The organism is Psychrobacter sp. Rd 27.2 (genome assembly GCF_001921755.1).
Taxonomy (GTDB): domain Bacteria; phylum Pseudomonadota; class Gammaproteobacteria; order Pseudomonadales; family Moraxellaceae; genus Psychrobacter; species Psychrobacter celer.
On the sequence record NZ_MRYB01000001.1, the window covers coordinates 491900 to 510016 of the forward strand.

Consider the following 18117-nt stretch of genomic DNA (forward strand, 5'->3'; position numbering starts at 1 on the left):
AAAATAGGGTAGCGCGGTGCTTAGGGTTTGTTAAATATTCAACACGCCCCAGACCAGTTACTGATGAAACGAGTTGTTAAGAAAACGTGATTGCTCTTCTTTGATGGCCGCAAGTCTCGCTTCTTCGCGCGCCACATCAGCACGTAGTTTGAGGAGCTGCTGCCTGAGGTCATTGACTTCTGCCACCTCAGCGGGGTCAGGTGCAGCATTGCCTGCCACATCATTGGCCCAATCGCTGACATCATCAAATGCGCGTTTGGCACTATGTCGCCAGCTGCTTTTTAGCTGAGAGATGAGCAGGTGTAATTGGCTGGCCATGGGCTTGCCGATGAAAGGCTCCAGCTGTCCTGCCACGTCAGGGTCAAACCCTGCGACCAGCTGTTTTAGCTGCATGAGTACCTTATAGTCGCCTGCGATAGGCAGGTTGCCTTCAGTACCGCGCATCAGGTTGAGTAGTTGGGCAGGATTGTCGACTGTGATGGTACAATCTGGTCGGCTGTGACCGATACGCGCGCGCTGCCTACTGGCTTTTTGCCGCTCATCTATAGTGCCACTTGGCTCAAACACACTGTCCGTGGTCACAGGCTCAAAGCGCAAACGCTCATGGCTAAACAGCACGTCTAGATGAATCTCAGGCACGGCCATCTCTAGACGCAATACTTTACCAGCAAGCGGGGCCAATCCTGCTTTGGTAATGTCATCGCTAGCGATAGCAAGGTTAATCAGCTTTTCGGCACCAGCCAAAAGTAAAACAGTCAGCATAAGGCTCTCGCGTGTTTGGTGAAGCGCCTAACAACAGCGCTAAGTTTATAATAATCAACGACTACAGAGTGTGGCAGATCAATAATCACTATCGTTGTCCTATCATGCAGTATGAAAGACGCAGCATTAAGCACTAAATACTAAGTGCTAAATACTAAACGCTAAATACTAAGCAATATTACGCCTTAAAACCGCGATGTACCGCGACGATACCGGCGGTGAGATTGTGATAATCACAGTTTTCAAAGCCAGCTTGTTGCATCATTTGCTTTAGCGTTTGCTGATCAGGATGCATACGAATCGACTCTGCTAAGTACTGGTAACTTTCAGAATCATTGGCAATCAGCTTGCCCATCATCGGTAGCGCTGTAAATGAATACAGATCATAGGCTTTAGACAGTGGCTCAAAAACGGGCTTTGAGAACTCCAAAATCAACAAGCGACCACCTGGCTTTAGTACGCGGTACATGGCTCGCAGCGCTGCGTCTTTGTCTGTGACGTTGCGTAGACCAAAGCTGATGGTCACCAAATCAAAGCTTTCATCATCAAACGGTGCCAGTGTTTCAGCGTTGGCCAATACAAAGTCTACGTTGTTGCAGCCTGCATTGATCAGGCGCTCACGGCCGACCTCCAGCATGGCCGCGTTGATGTCTGATAGTACCACATGGCCGTTGCGACCCACTTCTCGGCTAAACACTTTGGCCAAGTCGCCGGTGCCGCCAGCGATATCGAGTACCTGCTGACCGGCACGCACGCCTGATAAGCTAATCGCGTAACGCTTCCATAGACGATGGATACCAAATGACATGAGGTCGTTCATGATGTCATATTTTTTGGCAACAGAAGTAAAGACATCAGCCACACGTGCTTGTTTTTCTGCTTTATTGACTGTCTTATAGCCAAAGTGTGTCTGCTCATTGCCATCGGTTTCAGGCGTGTGCGGGTTGTTGATGTCATCGCGCTGATTAAATAGCGTCTGCTTGGCAGTTTGCGCTTGCGCAGTGCTAGGGTCGGCACTGTCATTGATCGTATTAGGCATAGTGGTTTGTTGACCTTGTGGGGTTCCGGTGGGTAAGTCTTGGACTTGGGTAAAGTCATGGTGCTGGCTGCGCTGGGCGTCCGTCTGCCGCGCTTGTGCTTGCGCTGTGATGTCTTGATTATGACGGATGCTTTCTTTGACGAGACTGTCTTGCAGCTCGGCCTGCTTGGATGGCTCGTGAGTGTTAGCGGCGCGGTTGGCGTTATCTGTGCTGTCGGTCATCATGGTGTCCTATTCGTTATTGTTATGATTTTCTTGGTAGGGCGTGTCGGTATTAGCCAATCTACACTATCAGTCTATGATACACCAAACCTCATTGGCTTACCGTCATTATCCGCGGCATGCACCTGCTCGATAATCAAAAGTTCCTGCTGGCAAAACGGCTCGATAAAATGACTGACACTCTTGAGAGGTTTCATGGCCTGAAAGCCTGTGTCAATGAAATCATACAGTGGCTGAAAATTATAGCGATAGGCTGTGCCTTTGGCTAAGGCAAAGGCTTTTTTGAGCATAAATGAGTTTAAATGCTTGTCTGTGCGATAACAGACATCTTTGAGATTGGCGATTTGGACGCGGCGTGCTTCTGCTTCATCGACAGCACGATAGGCGGCCAACATATTGTCTTCAGTCACTGGCAACTCTTGGGCCAGTAACCACTGCGCCAAATGCAAATCCAGCTCGATCGCCAAAATTGCCGCTTGAATGCCCATACTGCCAGCCTCAAGTGCCGACTCTTTTGCCAAGCGCTCAAGCTTTTGCGCTTTGGGTAAAATGCGCTCTAACTGTTTGGCCAGTAGCTTAAACTCATCGCCGCCATATAGCTGGGTCAAAAAATACTCAGCCATCAGTTGGTTTTTGGGCTGAGAAAACAGTTCATGGTGCGTTTGTTTGATGCGCGTTTGTTGCCATGACTGTACGTCTTTTAGTTTATTGTTTAGGGCATCGTCTTGATGGTAGGGCAGCGCCCAAAAGCGGGTCAAGTGTTGTTGTAAGTTGGCTAAAGCGGCCATGGCAATCAATCCTATAAAATCAATAATATTATCAAAGTGCTGATAAATGGCGTGGTGTTACCTGTCTGTCAATGACATATTTTAATGGTTTTGTACACAAAATAGTTTTTAAAACGCTATAAAGATTTTAAAAACCGTATAAAAATACCGTCATTATAAAGACAAGGTCAACAAGCAGTACGGCCAATTCAATATAAAATCGATACGCTCATATCAACGTGCAACTTTTTATGAAGCGGCTTTATAGCCATGTATCTGATTTATTTAGACGCAGCTATATCTTACGTATCTCTAAATGACAACCTGTAGCAAACGAACGTATCGTAAAAAGTGTTCACCTTAAAAGAAAACAAAACAGAATACAAATGCCAAACTGTTACCCAAATGGTTACACAGCAACGTTATTTAGTCTATTGGCTGAGTGCTAGTATAAAAATGGCTCAAAAATTTGCAAGATTGATGCAATGAATCAGCATTGGATGAGCCTATAAAAAGCCAATTAGGACGGAGGATGTGATGTCAAAAAATAACCATGCCGCAGAGCAGAGTGCACCAGCTGGACGCACGCCAGCTGATAAACAAGTCATCAGTCAGCGTCTCAAACCCAATCCGCTCAGCCAGTTTTCTATGGACAAAGATGCCCTGCGACTGGCGTTGGTCACGGCGCAATACGCCCTGCGGGCAACGCGGCAACAAAGCCCGCCTACCCATGACAAAGCCACAGGGCTGCTGGTACTGGTCAACGGGATGGAGCAAGCCGGTAAAGGCACCGCAGTCAAGCAGTTAAGAGGCTGGGTAGATCCGCGGCTACTAAAAGTCGAGGCGACCGTTGGCGACTGCCCACTGGATTATCAGCCGATTTGGCAAACGCATACCAACGTGTTGCCACGTCACGGTGACGTGATGGTGTATTTTGGGAATTGGTATGCTGACCTGCTGTACGACGTCATGCGTATGACCCGCGCAAAAGACACTACTGAAATAGTCGCTGGGACAAGGAGTCAAAACAGACAAGACGATGAGCCGGCATCTTTGATGTCTCGTATGACGACCAAGTGGCAAGACTATCTACAGCAGCAGCTGGCGAAATTAACTGCTTTTGAGCAGGATTTGGCGGCCAACCAAACGCGACTGCTTAAGTGCTGGTTTCATGTCGATGTCGATACGTTGCAAAAACGCCTGACTGACAAAATAGCAGACCCACAGTTTTTGTATCAAATGGACTGGCACGACAGACAAGTGGTCGATACCTTCAATGAGGTGGCAACCGCGCTGCTTAGACAACAACCAGACTGGGTCATCATCGATGGGGAAGACAAGTCTGCTGCCGCCGATCATTTTTGTCATGAGGTGCTGCACGCCATGCAAGAAGCGCTGGCAAGTAGCAAGACGAGGGATGATACTAAGACAAAGTCTCATCCCAGCACCTTCGTGCCAGTCGCCATTCCCAATCAGCTACAAGAAATCACCAGCACAAAAATAGACAAGTCTGACTATAAAGAGGCGCTGGCGGCCAAGCAAGCGCATTTGGCTGCGCTACTGCGTGCGCGCAACGGTCGGCATGTTGTCTTTGCTTTTGAAGGCATGGATGCCGCTGGCAAGGGCGGGGCGATCAAAAGGCTAGTAGCGCCGCTCGATCCGCGCGAGTATCAGGTCTATAATATCGGGGCACCGATGCTTCATGAGCTGCAGCATCCTTATTTGTGGCGCTTTTGGTATAAACTGCCCAACGAGCACACTGACCGCATCAGTCGTATTGCTATCTTTGACCGGACTTGGTACGGGCGAGTGTTGGTTGAGCGTATCGAAGGCTTTGCTGACGCGGCGGCATGGCAGCGTGCCTATGATGAAATCAACCGTTTTGAGGCCGACCTAGCTGATGCGGGCACGCTGGTGATAAAATACTGGCTGGCCATCGACAAAAAAGAGCAGCTACAGCGCTTTGAGGCACGCCGGCAGACACCGCACAAGCAGTATAAGCTGACGGAGGATGATTGGCGCAATCGCGATAAGTGGGAGAGGTATGTACAGGCGGCCGCTGATATGCTGGCACGGACAGACACAGACACAGACACAGACACAGACAAGGCATCATGGTGCGTCATTGCCACCAACGAAAAGCGCCAAGCGCGCCTGCAAGTCTTGGATCATGCCATCGAACAACTATCGTCGCTATAGGCGTATGGCGTAAATAAGCGTATAATGGTGCAGGTAAACACGGTATCATCTGCCCTAACCATGAGCAGTTACAAATCTTGTAATATCATCATGCATTATGTGCTTATATTGAATATAATAGGCGCGTAACGTTTCTTGCTACACCCAACAAAACGTAGCAAATAGAGTCTTGTGACCTGTATTGGTGCCTTTGGTAATACACCGACCATCACAGCTCTGACAACGCTTATCATAATTAGCAGTTATCAAGTACTAACATTATCATCACAAAAATCTAAGCCGCAAGATGCTGTAATCAGACGATTGAGCAATATCCCTTGCGGCTTTGTGACATGTTGCATTAAGGGTTTTACCTTCGGCACGCTTGTCTTTAATCGCATATAATTTCAATCAGCTTACGCAGGACGTATCAACGTATGGGTATTAGCAGCAGCTCTACAGGGCCCGCCAAATCAGTCGGCTCTATGAGAATAAATCTATTTTTTGCCATTTTACTGATTGCGATGACCGCCTACTTTTTATGGTGGGGTCTAGATTACACAATGCGTCAACAAACGACGCTATTTATTGTCGCCACCGCTTTTGGTGTCTTTATGGCATTTAATATCGGTGGTAACGATGTTGCCAACTCCTTTGGCACCTCGGTGGGCGCAGGGACGTTGACCATCCCGCAAGCGCTCGGGGTTGCCGCGATATTTGAAGTATCCGGCGCAGTGCTGGCAGGCGGGGAAGTGACGGACACCATCCGCAAAGGCATCGTAGACTTAGATGGTCTGACCGTCACGCCCAACCAGTTCATTTACGTCATGCTCTCAGCTTTGGTTGCGGCCGCATTCTGGCTGTTGTTTGCCACGCGCAAAGGCCTGCCAGTATCGACCACGCACTCTATCATCGGCGGGGTAGTTGGTAGCTCTATCGTGTTGGGCTTTGATTTGGGTGGCAGCGCGACGGCACTCTCGACAGTCGATTGGGGCACGGTTGGCACCATTGCCATCTCATGGGTGTTATCGCCTCTATTGGGTGGTATCTTGGCCTATATATTGTACGGTCAAATCAAGAAAAACATCATCGAGTATAACGATAGAACCGAGGCTCATATTGGTGAATTAAAAGCCAGTAAAAAAGTCTTAAAACAAAATCATAAAGAGTATCTGGAGCGTCTGACCGAGTCGGAGCAGCTGGCTTATACCTCAGCGATGCTGCGCGATCAAGAAATCTACAAAGATGATGATTGTGTCGTCGAAGATTTAGAAACGGACTATTACAAAAAGCTGTATGAGATCGAAAATGAGCGTAGCAGTCTAGATACGCTAAAAGCACTCAAGCAATGGGTGCCGATGATTGCCGCGCTTGGCGGCGCGATTATGACGTCTTTGGTGGTGTTTAAAGGTCTTAAAAACGTCAATAATAGCCTGACGACGCTACAAGGTTTTTTGATCATGGGCATGATTGCTGCTCTGGTCTGGTTGGCCACCTTTATCTACACCAAAAGTATCCGCGGTAAGCACAAAGAGGATTTGACCAAAGCGACCTTTATTATGTTTAGCTGGATGCAAGTATTTACGGCCTCCGCTTTTGCCTTTAGTCATGGCTCAAACGACATTGCCAACGCCGTCGGCCCGTTTGCGGCCATTATGGATGTCATCCGCACCAATGAGATTGCCTCACAAGCGGCAGTGCCACCAGCGGTGATGTTGACGTTTGGGGTGGCGCTGATCGTCGGTCTTTGGTTTATTGGTAAGGAAGTTATTCAAACTGTCGGTACCAATTTAGCAAAAATGCATCCCGCTTCTGGCTTTTCGGCAGAGTTGGCCGCCGCTGCCGTCGTGATGGGCGCCTCGACCATGGGCTTGCCAGTATCGAGTACGCATACGTTGGTCGGTGCGGTATTGGGGATTGGTATTGTCAACAGAGACACCAACTGGGCGCTGATGAAGCCAATTGGTCTGGCGTGGGTTGTCACTTTGCCAGCTGCTGCTACGATGTCTGCGATAAGCTATGTGGTTCTAAAAAATATCTTTTAACCAACAAAAGCGGCAACCATCGTGCAAAGATACGCATGCAGATAGGTGGCCAGTGTTGTACACGAGCACACTCTCATAAAAAACGCTTATCAGCCTAATGCCGATAAGCGTTTTTTTATAAATGTAGAACCTATCCTATCTTAGCGCTCAGTCACAGATAGTGGATGGGACTAATCCGTACCAAACTGCTGACGTTTTTTGGCGAAAAAGCGATCCAAGCGATCCATGGCGTTTTCTAGATCATGGATATTGGGCAAAAAAACCAAGCGGAAGTGGTCAGGTTTGTCCCAGTTAAACCCGGTGCCTTGTACCATCAGGACATTTTCTTCTACCAGTAGATCCATCATAAAGGCCATGTCGTCTTCGATAGGGTAAACCTCAGGGTCCATTTTGGGAAAACAATAAAACGCGCCCTGCGGCATGGTGCAAGAAATACCTTTAATGGCGTTGAGGCGAGTGACGGCCATTTCACGCTGCTTGTACAAGCGTCCCGTCTTTGAGGTCAGCTCTTTCATGCTCTGGTAGCCGCCCATCGCCGTTTGAATCGCGTACTGGCCTTGGACATTGGAGCACAAGCGCATGGACGCCAGCATATCTAAGCCTTCGATAAAGTCGGCGGCGTGCTGCTTTTGCCCTGAAACCAGCATCCAGCCGGCACGAAAGCCTGCGATACGGTGCGACTTTGAGAGACCATTATAGGAGAGTACCAGTACGTCATCCGTCAAGGTGCTCATCGGTGTATGCACGGTATCATCATACAGAATACGATCATAAATCTCATCAGCCATGATAATCAGATTATGCGCTTTGGCCACTTCAATAATCTGTCGTAGCAGCTCGTCGCTGTAGAGCGCCCCTGTGGGGTTGTTGGGGTTGATCACGACGATGCCTTTGGTTTTGGGCGTGATTTTAGATTTGATGTCTTCGATATCTGGGTGCCAGTTATCGTCTTCATTACAGCGATAATGGACAGCGGTGCCACCAGCCAGATTTGCCGCGGCCGTCCACAGTGGATAGTCTGGCATCGGAATCAGTACTTCATCTCCATCATTCATCAGCGCCTGCATGGTCATCACAATCAGCTCAGACACGCCGTTGCCCAGATAGACGTCGCGCACATCGACGGCAGAGAGGAGTCCTTTTGATTGATAATATTGCAGCACGGCCTTTCGCGCCGAAAAAATCCCTTGCGAGTCTGAGTAACCAGTCGCCTCTGGCAGGTTCATTGATACGTCGCGCAAAATCTCATGCGGAGCCTCTAGACCGAAGGGCGCAGGGTTGCCAACGTTGAGCTTCAAAATACGTTTGCCTTCTGCTTCCATTTTATTGGCAGTCTGAAGTAGGGGGCCACGAATGTCGTAGCAGACGTTTTGTAATTTGTCAGACTTTTTTATTGTATTCATAAAGGGATCGCTTGTCTGGTTGGTTGGTAAAGGAGCTTGTGTCATGGCTGCATCAGCTTGGCTGATTGGTTTTTGGGATTGACTGATATGCTCGTCTAACGCGCGATGTTGGCCACTGGTTTGAGCTATCGCTAGCTCAGGGGCGCTGCTAGGGCGTGGCAGCTCCGTATCGGCTGCACTCTCACCGCGCAGCAAATATCCTTCGCTACAGCCCAAAATACGTGCCAATGTCGGCAGCTTGGATGAGACGATACCGTTGGTGCCACGCTCCCAGTTAGAGATAGCGCCGCGACTGACCTTAGCGCCAGCGGCAGTCATCGCTTGGGCTAACTGCTCGGCGGTCAGCCCTTTATCACGGCGCAGCTGCACCAGTCGCTCAGCCTGAGTGCTCTTTTTATTGTTATCAGCCATTACGTTTAAGCCTATATATGTGGTAGTGCGAGTCTTACGCATCAGTAAATCTGTGATTGCGACGCATAAATGTTTAACGCCAATGCAAGATATTATTGCATTTTATCTATCAATGCAAGCCGTATCTATTGGCTTATTTTACAATGCAAGAATAACTTGCAAAATATATCTTTAAGCGGTGCCCTGAGTATATCTGTAGCTTTTGCCAAGCTATCCGGTTTTTAAAGCATGACCAATTCGCCTAACCAATTTGACTATATAAGACGCTCATAAATTGCCAAAGGGAGAAGCGCTGCTTTCTTATCATTTTTATTACAGTGCTCATCAGACTTGAGAGGTAGAATGATATTCTTATAGTAGACACCTTGAATAATGCTGGTTGTATCAACAAATACACAGCATCGTTGTTATTATCATGGGCTTAACTGGCTCTGTATTTCGGTAGTTTTATAGCAAGATAATGTTATAGCGATTAATCACAAAAAATCAGACAAAATCGATAAATAAGGATAAATCATGCAAGACAACCAACTTAGCAAAGAAGAAATCAGTCAATTGACCGATGCTGACTGGCGCGAGCGTTTGAGTAGCGAAGAGTATCATGTGATGCGCGAAAAAGGCACGGAGCGTCCGTTTACTGGCGTTTATAATGATGTCAATGACGAAGGTATCTACCGCTGTAAAGGCTGCGGTGCAAAGTTATTCGAGGCTGACAACAAGTTTGATGCAGGCTGCGGCTGGCCAAGCTTTGATCAAGGTATCGACAATGCCGCTATCGATGAGCATGAAGACAACTCATTAGGTATGCGCCGTACCGAGGTGACCTGTAGTAACTGCGGCGCGCACTTGGGTCATGTGTTCCCTGATGGACCGCGTGAGACGACAGGTATGCGCTACTGTATCAACTCGGTCTCTATTGATTTGGATAAATCTGCAAAGTAACCTGCTTGTATGATTTTACCGCAGAGCGTATGAATGGCATCGCGCACGCATTTTTTTGATTATAAAAAAGTCTTGCTGGTCGTCAATGCGGCCAGCAAGTGCCGATTTACCCCGCAGTTTGAAGGGTTAGAGGGGCTGTGTCCGCAGTATAAAGGTCAGGTTTTTCATAGATATAGTCGATTCTCAATAAAACAGATATATTATATGTCAACGTGGAACTGGTATAAATTTTCCTTGCGTGCTGTGCCTGCGCCGACAGAGGCTGCGTAAAATTTATCCCAGTCCCACTGTATCGTTTTTATACTGAACTCACTATAACATGGGATAGCGAGCCAAGCTGTGCATCCAGAATGCGTCAATATTAGAAATATCTGTAAATTTTAAAAAATATAAAATTAATAAAAACATAGGTTTGCTGATTGTTTTTTAAAAATAAAAGAAAATTATGAAAAAAAGGCAAAATACCGTTTGACAGCCATGTGTAAATCTATATAATACACACCCACAGAGCGCGGCTTTAGTCAGTCAGCTTCTGTTAGAATCTTCCCTTTAAGGAAAATTCTCTTGCGAAGATAAAGTTGCAGTGCAATTTTTAACGCTTATCAGGGTGATTAGCTCAGTTGGTAGAGCGTCTGCCTTACACGCAGAATGTCGGCAGTTCGAGCCTGTCATCACCCACCACTTATTAGCAAGTGGGCTTTTATAAAGGCAAGATGCTAAGACGACCTAAGCAGCGGTAGTTCAGTTGGTTAGAATACCGGCCTGTCACGCCGGGGGTCGCGGGTTCGAGTCCCGTCCGCTGCGCCATATTTAAAACGAATTTAGACTTTCAAGTTTAAGCAAGTTTCGCCTCAAACTATTTATAGTTTGGGGTTTTTTTGTGTCTGCAAAATCTGTTGGTAGAAGATCTGTTGGTAGAAGACAGGTATCCATAGCTGATGTATTTGGACTCCACTATACTTGCGCCAGATACAGCTTAACACTCACGGCAAAGCACTCATGATCTCTGATGCGAATGCTGACAGTACCGTCATGGGCTTGGGCGATGGCTTGTACGATAGATAGCCCCAGCCCCGATCCAGCATGCATGTTGGTAGTGGTATGATGACGATGAAAGCGCTCGAACAACTTGTCTGCGTCTGCTTGACTGATAGGCTGCGCCATGCGATTGGTAATGGTAATGATGAGCATTGACCGATGAGCTGTACTGATGCTAGAGGGTTTGGTAGGTTGCAGCTCTGATGGGTCTTCGATGGCAGCGTCGACGCTAATAACGCTGTCACTGGCGGCGTAATGTATGGCGTTTGACATAAGGTTGGCAAACAGTCTTTGTAGCAGACCTTCATCACCCAATACTACCTCAAAACTGCCTGTTTTTTTAAAGAGTAAGCGGCGGTCTTCGGCTATCAGATCAAAATAATCCAGTAGTTTTATGATCAACTCCTCTGTATTCACTGGCGCAAGCTGTGAGTCATGTAGCCCTTTTTGAGTTTTGGCAAGCAGCAGCATATTATTGATGAGGCTTGATAGTTGCTGGAGTGTGTCGTGCTGATGGTGTAGCTGCTCGATGTACTCTTCAGTATCTCGGGTCTTACTCAGCATGACTTGGGTTTGCGTACCAAGGGTGGCTAGCGGTGTGCGCAGCTCGTGGGCGATATTGTCCGAAAACCGCAGTAATGAAGCAAAATTACTCTCAAGTTTACTCATCATGAGGTTGTAAGACTCGGCCAAAGGCCGTAGCTCGCGCGGCATGTCACTGACGCTTACTCTTTCATCCAAGCGCTCTGGATTGATGCCTTGCATCTTTTGTACAATGGTGGATAAAGGCGCAAATCCCCAATAGACGCTCAGGGCTGCAACAGAAACCAGTAACAACGTAATCGCCAGTAAAATCAGGCTTAGCTGACGATTGAACTGTAAAAGGTACTGATGATGGACATCGATTGGTAAGGCAATCAAGGCCAGGATCTGCTCGTCTTTGATAAGCACCGCGCGGTAGTTTCGGTCATTGATTTTGGTAACAAATTGCTGCTCGTGATGCGTTTGCCATAAGGACCAAAGGTCAAAGTCCGCGGGAAGCTCATGGGCAAAGCCACTTGGCGCACTGGACAGTCGATGCCCTTGTCTGTCAGTCACTAGGATTTTTAGATTATAGTCTGACCATGAGGCGTGCAGGTCATCAGGATAAAGTGGCGCTGAAGGCGTAGAGGACAATGGCAAAGTCGCCGTCGTGCGTTCATTGAAATAATCGGCACGTTTGCGCAAATTAAAGGCAGCATGTGTGATGATCTCTGAGTCCATTTGCTCAAAGTGGCCGCTGACCGAGCGTTGTACCCAAATATAAATAACGATTTGGGAGATGACGACAAAAATCGTCAATAAAAAAATCGTACGCCATAATAGTGGTAAGCGCCGATTATCAAAGCGGTATTTCATCGCGCGTTATCCGTCTCTGCTATGGCAGTATCTGCCGCATCTAAGCGATATCCCATACCGCGCACGGTATGAATAAGCTTGGTCTCATAGTCATCATCGATTTTGAGCCGTAGGCGTCTGATGGCCACATCGATGACATTGGTATCACTATCAAAATTCATGTCCCATACTTGTGAGGCGATGACAGAGCGCGGGAGCACCTCACCTCGGCGCTCTAATAAAAACTGCAACAAAGCAAACTCTTTGGCCGTCAGCTTAATGGCTGTATCGCCTCTATGTACAGTGCGCTTGGCGATATCCATCTGTAGGTCTGCTATTTGTAATATCGTGCTGTTATAGTCTGCTTGATTGGCGCGGCGCAAGAGGCTTTTTATACGCACGATCAGCTCGGCAAAGGCAAAAGGTTTGGTCAGATAATCATCGCCGCCGATCTCGATGCCTTTGACTCGATCGCTCAACTCGTCTTTTGCGGTCAAAAACAGCACAGGCGTCTGCTTACCGGCAGCGCGATAATTGCGTATCAGCTCAAAGCCGCTGATATCAGGCAACATGACATCCATCAGCACCACGCTATACTCATCGGTCATGAGCGCATGATAGCCATCTAGACCCGCTGTATGATGCTCAACGACAAACCCCGCTTCTGTTAGTCCTTTTTTTATATACTCGCCAAGTTTGATCTCATCTTCTACCAATAATACCTTCATCATCCCACCTCGCAGATTAGGTTCATAGCATAAGGCCATACTAAAGGATTCTGTCTGCTATGAACATCGATGGTGGCAAAGATGACAGGATTGTCATCTGCACGTCATCTGCCGGTCAGAATGGGGTCGCTAATATATAAACTATGGACGGTATCGGCCGCCGCATTTATAACGGCTGTTGACTTAGTGAAAGGCCGCCCGCTCTACAGTATTATCTGATACAAGGCAATGGGATAAAAAAGGATAAAAGCATGATGTTTAATACAGACCATAAGTGGTTGGGCGGCGTTGTTTTATTGACGGCGAGCGTTGGGCTGATGGCTTGTAGTCAGCCAGATGTCGATGCGGCTGATAAGCAAACGACGGCGAGCACACAAGTACCAGTAGAGACTATAAGCCCAGCGTCAAACACAAAGGCATCAGACCTGCAGCCATCATCAACCATTTTACAAAACGTCTCGGCCACCGTTTACAAAGATGCCAATTGTGGCTGCTGTAAAGAATGGATCGGTCATGCCGAGGAACATGGTATGACGGCAGACGGGCAAGATGTCAGCGACTTGGCGGTGTTTAAACAGCGCTACGGCGTGCCTGACAATATGCGCTCTTGTCATACTGCGGTGACGAGTGATGGCTATGTGTTTGAAGGTCATGTACCAGCCAAATATGTGGCGCAGTTTTTAGCAAACCCACCAAGCGGTGCGATTGGCCTTGCGGTGCCGGGTATGCCTATGGGCAGTCCAGGTATGGAGGATCAAAACAGATTTGATCCGTATCAAATCATGCAAATTAACAAAGACGGTAGCAGCACGGTTTATGCACAGATTGAATCGCCGCAGCAGCAACTATAGCTTGAAGCGTTTTTAGAGATTTTAGTATTTATTAATTCCTTATTACGAGTCATCTTATGAATAATAAAAATACGCTCAACCGCCGTCATTTTTTGACAGGATCGTCCGCCTTAGTAGGGGCATCCATGTTATCTGGCCTGCCAACGATGGCAAATAGTGCGCTTGCGGGCTCGCAAAACAAGGCGGTTATTAACAGCGATAGACCCGATCATCAAGTGCCTATCTTGACGGGTGATGAGTTCGACCTTTATATCAGCAAAAAGCCTGTGATCGTTAATGGAAAATCCAGTATGGCCACGCTGATTAATGACTCACTACCTGCGCCAACGCTGAAGATGCAAGAGGGCGATACGGTCATCATCCGCGTGCACAATCAGATGAATGAGCCGACTTCTATTCATTGGCATGGTCTGCTCGTACCTTTTGAGATGGACGGCGTGCCGGGTATTAGCTTCGATGGCATCCCTGCCAACAGCACTTTTGCTTATAAATTCAAACTCAAACAATCAGGGACTTACTGGTATCACTCGCATACGGGCTTTCAAGAACAGACCGGTATGCGCGGCGCGATCGTCATCGAGCCAAAAGCGGCGGAGCGCTATCCGGTGGCAGAAGATCATGTGATTTTGCTCAGTGACTGGACGCACCGTGATCCGCATAGGTTACTCAAGCTACTCAAGCAGCGCGCTGACTTTGATAACTATCATCTACCAGACTTTAAAAAACTATTATCTGATATCGCTGCCACCGATATAGAGGCGGCCTTTGATAAGCGCAAAATGTGGAATCAGATGCGTATGATGCCGACTGATTTTAGTGATTTATCAGGTGAGAAAACCTTTACTTATCTGATTAACGGTAAAACGACCGCCGCTAATTGGGCGCAGCTGGTTAAAGCAGGACAACCCGTTAAGCTACGCTTTATCAATGCTTCTGCGCAGACGATATTTGATGTGCGCATACCCGGTCTTAAGATAAAAGTCGTCGGTACTGACGGTAATGATGTTGCGCCTGTCGAGGTCGATGATTTTCGCATTGGCGTCGCTGAGACTTATGATGTCATCGTCACGCCAACTAAGGACGCCCATACTATCTTTGCGCAAAATATCGATCGCACCGATTATGTGACCGCGACCCTAGCCACTCGCAAAGGCGCTCGTGCCGCCACGCCTCAGATGGATGGTATCGAGTGGCTCACCATGGCCGATATGATGGGGGCGATGGACGACAAGGGTTATGACGCGCACCATGCCAAGACTGAGTATGATTTTAAGACCGATATGCGCGTTGATAGTCCGCGGATGAATCTCGATGATCCTGGGATTAATCTGCGTAACATCGACAGAGAGGTGCTGACGTATAGCCAGCTGCGTTCTGTCGGCAACGAGATCATGAGCGAACAGCGCAAACCCACGCGTGAGATAGAGATTCATCTAACAGGCAACATGGAGCGCTATATCTGGGCGCTCGATGGCATCATGTTTAAAGACGCGCCGCCTGTCAATATCAAGCCTAATGAGCGCGTGCGCATTACCTTAGTTAATGACACCATGATGAGCCACCCAATGCATCTGCACGGTATGTGGAGTGATTTGCGCGCGCCTAGTGGTGACTTTCAAGTCCGTAAACATACTATCTTGGTGCATCCTGCGCAAAAGGTGAGTTTTGATGTGACGGGCGAGGCGGGACGCTGGGCTTGGCATTGCCATCTGCTCTATCACATGGAAGCAGGTATGTTTAGAGAAGTTGCTGTTGTATAGAAATGGTGGAATTTAATTTATCTGAAGAATATACAGGTAAGAGTCATGGCGTGAGGCTGATAAAAATTTTCTTGCGTGCTGTGCCTACGCAGACAGAGGCTGCAAAAATTTCTAGCAGCCTCACTGTATTTTTTCAAAATAAATAGACTATATGAGGCTCATTATGAAAACCATTAAAAAAAGTCTGCCATTCATCGGCGTGTCATCATTCGCATTGCTAGCGTCACCCTTAGTAGCAGCCGAAATGAACATGTCAGATATGGAGCACAGCAGTATGCACATGTCGAATATGAACCATAGCGGTATGGATATGACAGATGATATGTCGAGTATGGATCATGGCGATAAGATAGATATGTCTGGTATGGACCATAGCAGTATGGATATGTCGGATATGGATCACAGCGGTATGAGTCATGACGATATGGATATGTCTGGCATGCAAGGCGGTGAGCCGCCAGCTGATGCGCGTAGTCCTAATTACTCCAATGGCATAGGCTATGGTGAATTTGGTAAGCCGGTGATGATGGGTAGCCTGCCGACTTGGGGCATATCGGTAGATGATTTGGGCTATCAGTTTGAAGAGGATGCCGTCAACTTTGAGCTCGAAGGCTGGTATGGTGATGATAGTCATCGGGTAAGATTGCGTACCGAGGGTAGCGCCGAGACCAAAGACGATAAAGCCATCGATAGCCTAAGCTCGCTGTCTTACTGGAAACCGCTTGGTGTCTTTTGGAACGGCGAAGTCGGCGCCGCTTATAATACCGAAAACGACAAATCAGCACTGATGGCTGGTATTACCGGCACGGCGCCTTACTTTATTGAGACGGATGCTAGAGCCTATGTTTATACCGACGGTCAAGTCCAGCTTGACCTTGGTGCAGAGTATGAATGGCGCTTAGACCAGCATTGGGTGGTAATCCCAGAAGCTGGGTTAACGGTATTTAGCAAGGATGATACTGACAATAACATTACCAAAGGCTTTAATGAGTTAGAAACTGAGATTCGGCTCACTTATGAGATGCTTAGTCGTCAGCTGTCCCCTTATGTGGGTTTTAGCTACGAGACAGCATTATCAGATACAAGAGACTTACGTCGCCAAAACAACGAAGATGTTGATACCAGTAGCGTCACGGCAGGGGTGAAATTTTGGTTTTGATTTAGACCCGTACTTCAGTCTTAGTCTATCAGTTTTGCTAACTGCCTTAAGATTAATATAACGCTCATTACTGGCATCTATCCATATAGGTGTCATTTATGGAGATAATCACATGGATATGAATAATAATAAATCGCAAATGAACCCGTATCTGAAGTTTTTTTTGATGATACTTACTTCGGCCATCGTCATGTACATCATGATGTATTTTAATACCTATAAATGGGATCACGTTTATTTTAGTGAAACGCGTGCCTATATGGCGCTATATATGGGCGCAATGATGGCAGTCATTATGCTTGCCTTTATGGGCAATATGTATAAAAAGACCAAGGTAAACCTTATGGTTTATGGTCTTAGTGTCGTATTGTTTGCCTTTGGCATATGGGGCGTGCGCTCACAACAAACCGTCGATCAAGTCGATTGGATGCAAGCGATGATACCGCATCATTCAATCGCTATTTTGACCAGTGAGCGCGCCGATATCGATGACCCGCGCGTGCGCCAGCTTGCCGATGACATCATCAAAGCGCAAAAGCGCGAAATCAGTGAGATGCAGCAGCTGATAAAAGAGCTAGAGTAGTCGAGCAAAGGCAGCGGGTTTGACCGCTGATGTGTCTATATTCGTACTGACTACAACGTTTGCACACTGAGTTATCGGTGAGGATAAAGTAAAGGGAGTATTGAGCATGAAAACAGCAACCGTCTACCGTATGGTAAAAGCCGATCACGTTTGCCCCTTTGGGCTAAAGGCGCTCGATTTGTTACAGCGTAAAGGCTATGAGATTGAGGACAAACCCTTAACCAATGATGCTGAGACGCAAGCGGTCAAAGACAAATTCAATGTCACTACCACCCCGCAAATACTTATTAATGGCGAGCGCGTAGGTGGCTATGATGACCTGCAAGCCTACTTTGGTAAAAAGGTTGCTCAAAAGGAGGGCTTTAGCTACACGCCAGTGATTGCCATATTTGCCACCACCGCACTGGCCAGCCTTTCGCTGACTTGGGGTATGAGCGGTACGTTATTGACGATACAAACGCTTATCTGGTTTATCGCCTTATCGATGATTGTGCTTGCCATTCAAAAGCTACAAGATTTAGAAAGCTTTACCAATCAGTTTTTGGGCTATGATTTATTAGCACGCAAAATTGTGCGCTATGCGTATGTTTATCCCTTCGCCGAGGCTTTTGTCGGTATTGCCATGCTAGCAGGGGTGTCATGGCTGAGTATCATAGCGGCTGTCGTTGCAATAGTTATCGGCGGTATCAATGGCGTCTCGGTGTTCAAAGCAGTCTATATAGACAAGCGTGAGCTTAAGTGTGCTTGCGTGGGCGGTAACTCAAATGTACCGCTTGGCTTTGTGTCTTTGACCGAAAACATCATGATGATCGCTATGGGGGTTTATATGCTGGTTAGGTTTTTATAATCGTG

General features: G+C 47.4%; 14 protein-coding genes and 2 tRNA genes. 10 read left to right on the plus strand and 6 right to left on the minus strand.

The features are described 5' to 3' along the window. Positions 1-57 precede the first annotated feature (57 nt). The 3 genes from BTV99_RS02060 to BTV99_RS02070 all read right to left on the minus strand — a co-directional run bounded on the left by BTV99_RS02060 (position 58) and on the right by BTV99_RS02070 (position 2811). Positions 58-762: an SCP2 domain-containing protein gene (locus BTV99_RS02060; protein WP_075100667.1), complete on the minus strand. Its 705-nt coding sequence runs from the start codon at positions 760-762 to the stop codon at positions 58-60. A gap of 178 nt (positions 763-940) precedes the next feature. Further along, positions 941-2023, minus strand: a complete 1083-nt coding sequence (gene ubiE, locus BTV99_RS02065; protein WP_243456207.1) for a bifunctional demethylmenaquinone methyltransferase/2-methoxy-6-polyprenyl-1,4-benzoquinol methylase UbiE — start codon at positions 2021-2023, stop codon at positions 941-943. Positions 2024-2097: 74 nt separating this feature from the next. Continuing rightward, complete coding sequence (locus BTV99_RS02070) at positions 2098-2811, minus strand: hypothetical protein (RefSeq protein WP_075100668.1); 714 nt, start codon at positions 2809-2811, stop codon at positions 2098-2100. A 516-nt stretch (positions 2812-3327) separates the two neighbouring features. Here BTV99_RS02070 and BTV99_RS02075 point away from each other — a divergent pair. Together BTV99_RS02075 and BTV99_RS02080 are read left to right on the plus strand one after the other, a co-directional pair. Further along, the gene (locus tag BTV99_RS02075; RefSeq protein ID WP_075100669.1) at positions 3328-4989 is read left to right on the plus strand and encodes an ATPase; all 1662 of its coding nucleotides are present in this window, start codon (positions 3328-3330) and stop codon (positions 4987-4989) included. Between the two features lie 416 nt (positions 4990-5405). After that, the gene (locus BTV99_RS02080; protein WP_075100670.1) at positions 5406-7013 is read left to right on the plus strand and encodes an inorganic phosphate transporter; all 1608 of its coding nucleotides are present in this window, start codon (positions 5406-5408) and stop codon (positions 7011-7013) included. Between the two features lie 170 nt (positions 7014-7183). Here the strand turns inward: BTV99_RS02080 and BTV99_RS02085 are convergent, their stop codons facing one another. Further along, complete coding sequence (locus BTV99_RS02085; RefSeq protein ID WP_075100671.1) at positions 7184-8827, minus strand: aminotransferase class I/II-fold pyridoxal phosphate-dependent enzyme; 1644 nt, start codon at positions 8825-8827, stop codon at positions 7184-7186. A 516-nt stretch (positions 8828-9343) separates the two neighbouring features. Here BTV99_RS02085 and msrB point away from each other — a divergent pair. The 3 genes from msrB (at position 9344) to BTV99_RS02105 (ending at position 10576) form a co-directional block, all read left to right on the plus strand. Further along, on the plus strand, positions 9344-9769 hold the full coding sequence (msrB, locus tag BTV99_RS02090) for a peptide-methionine (R)-S-oxide reductase MsrB (RefSeq protein ID WP_075100672.1): 426 nt from the start codon (positions 9344-9346) through the stop codon (positions 9767-9769). A 605-nt stretch (positions 9770-10374) separates the two neighbouring features. Beyond that, positions 10375-10450: transfer RNA gene (locus BTV99_RS02100), tRNA-Val, on the plus strand. Positions 10451-10499: 49 nt separating this feature from the next. Next, positions 10500-10576 (plus strand) — tRNA-Asp (locus BTV99_RS02105). Between the two features lie 147 nt (positions 10577-10723). Here the strand turns inward: BTV99_RS02105 and BTV99_RS02110 are convergent. Together BTV99_RS02110 and BTV99_RS02115 are read right to left on the minus strand one after the other, a co-directional pair. Next, positions 10724-12205, minus strand: coding sequence for an ATP-binding protein (locus tag BTV99_RS02110; RefSeq protein ID WP_075100674.1), 1482 nt, complete (start codon positions 12203-12205; stop codon positions 10724-10726). Then, positions 12202-12912, minus strand: a complete 711-nt coding sequence (locus BTV99_RS02115) for a heavy metal response regulator transcription factor (protein ID WP_075100675.1) — start codon at positions 12910-12912, stop codon at positions 12202-12204. The genes BTV99_RS02110 and BTV99_RS02115 overlap by 4 nt, the downstream gene beginning before the upstream one ends. Before the next feature lie 254 nt (positions 12913-13166). On the opposite strand from BTV99_RS02115, the gene BTV99_RS02120 reads away from it, so the two are divergent. The 5 genes from BTV99_RS02120 (at position 13167) to BTV99_RS02140 (ending at position 18112) form a co-directional block, all read left to right on the plus strand. Beyond that, on the plus strand, positions 13167-13763 hold the full coding sequence (locus BTV99_RS02120) for a DUF411 domain-containing protein (RefSeq protein WP_372046334.1): 597 nt from the start codon (positions 13167-13169) through the stop codon (positions 13761-13763). 56 nt (positions 13764-13819) lie between these two features. Next, positions 13820-15523: a copper resistance system multicopper oxidase gene (locus tag BTV99_RS02125; RefSeq protein ID WP_075100677.1), complete on the plus strand. Its 1704-nt coding sequence runs from the start codon at positions 13820-13822 to the stop codon at positions 15521-15523. Positions 15524-15686: 163 nt separating this feature from the next. After that, positions 15687-16682, plus strand: a complete 996-nt coding sequence (locus tag BTV99_RS02130) for a copper resistance protein B (RefSeq protein WP_075100678.1) — start codon at positions 15687-15689, stop codon at positions 16680-16682. Positions 16683-16794: 112 nt separating this feature from the next. Further along, positions 16795-17265, plus strand: coding sequence for a DUF305 domain-containing protein (locus tag BTV99_RS02135; protein ID WP_075100679.1), 471 nt, complete (start codon positions 16795-16797; stop codon positions 17263-17265). A gap of 106 nt (positions 17266-17371) precedes the next feature. Further along, a complete protein-coding gene (locus BTV99_RS02140) occupies positions 17372-18112 on the plus strand; it encodes a MauE/DoxX family redox-associated membrane protein (protein WP_075100680.1) in 741 nt (246 codons plus the stop codon). Positions 18113-18117 lie beyond the last annotated feature (5 nt).

Coding starts and splice junctions, on each gene's coding strand:
- BTV99_RS02115 (WP_075100675.1), bottom strand. CDS start 12,912: ATGAAGGTATTATTGGTAGAAGATGAGATCAAACTTGGCGAGTATATA.
- BTV99_RS02075 (WP_075100669.1), top strand. CDS start 3,328: ATGTCAAAAAATAACCATGCCGCAGAGCAGAGTGCACCAGCTGGACGC.
- BTV99_RS02070 (WP_075100668.1), bottom strand. CDS start 2,811: ATGGCCGCTTTAGCCAACTTACAACAACACTTGACCCGCTTTTGGGCG.
- BTV99_RS02110 (WP_075100674.1), bottom strand. CDS start 12,205: ATGAAATACCGCTTTGATAATCGGCGCTTACCACTATTATGGCGTACG.
- BTV99_RS02125 (WP_075100677.1), top strand. CDS start 13,820: ATGAATAATAAAAATACGCTCAACCGCCGTCATTTTTTGACAGGATCG.
- ubiE (WP_243456207.1), bottom strand. CDS start 2,023: ATGACCGACAGCACAGATAACGCCAACCGCGCCGCTAACACTCACGAG.
- BTV99_RS02140 (WP_075100680.1), top strand. CDS start 17,372: ATGAAAACAGCAACCGTCTACCGTATGGTAAAAGCCGATCACGTTTGC.
- BTV99_RS02135 (WP_075100679.1), top strand. CDS start 16,795: ATGGATATGAATAATAATAAATCGCAAATGAACCCGTATCTGAAGTTT.
- BTV99_RS02080 (WP_075100670.1), top strand. CDS start 5,406: ATGGGTATTAGCAGCAGCTCTACAGGGCCCGCCAAATCAGTCGGCTCT.
- BTV99_RS02130 (WP_075100678.1), top strand. CDS start 15,687: ATGAAAACCATTAAAAAAAGTCTGCCATTCATCGGCGTGTCATCATTC.
- msrB (WP_075100672.1), top strand. CDS start 9,344: ATGCAAGACAACCAACTTAGCAAAGAAGAAATCAGTCAATTGACCGAT.
- BTV99_RS02120 (WP_372046334.1), top strand. CDS start 13,167: ATGTTTAATACAGACCATAAGTGGTTGGGCGGCGTTGTTTTATTGACG.
- BTV99_RS02060 (WP_075100667.1), bottom strand. CDS start 762: ATGCTGACTGTTTTACTTTTGGCTGGTGCCGAAAAGCTGATTAACCTT.
- BTV99_RS02085 (WP_075100671.1), bottom strand. CDS start 8,827: ATGGCTGATAACAATAAAAAGAGCACTCAGGCTGAGCGACTGGTGCAG.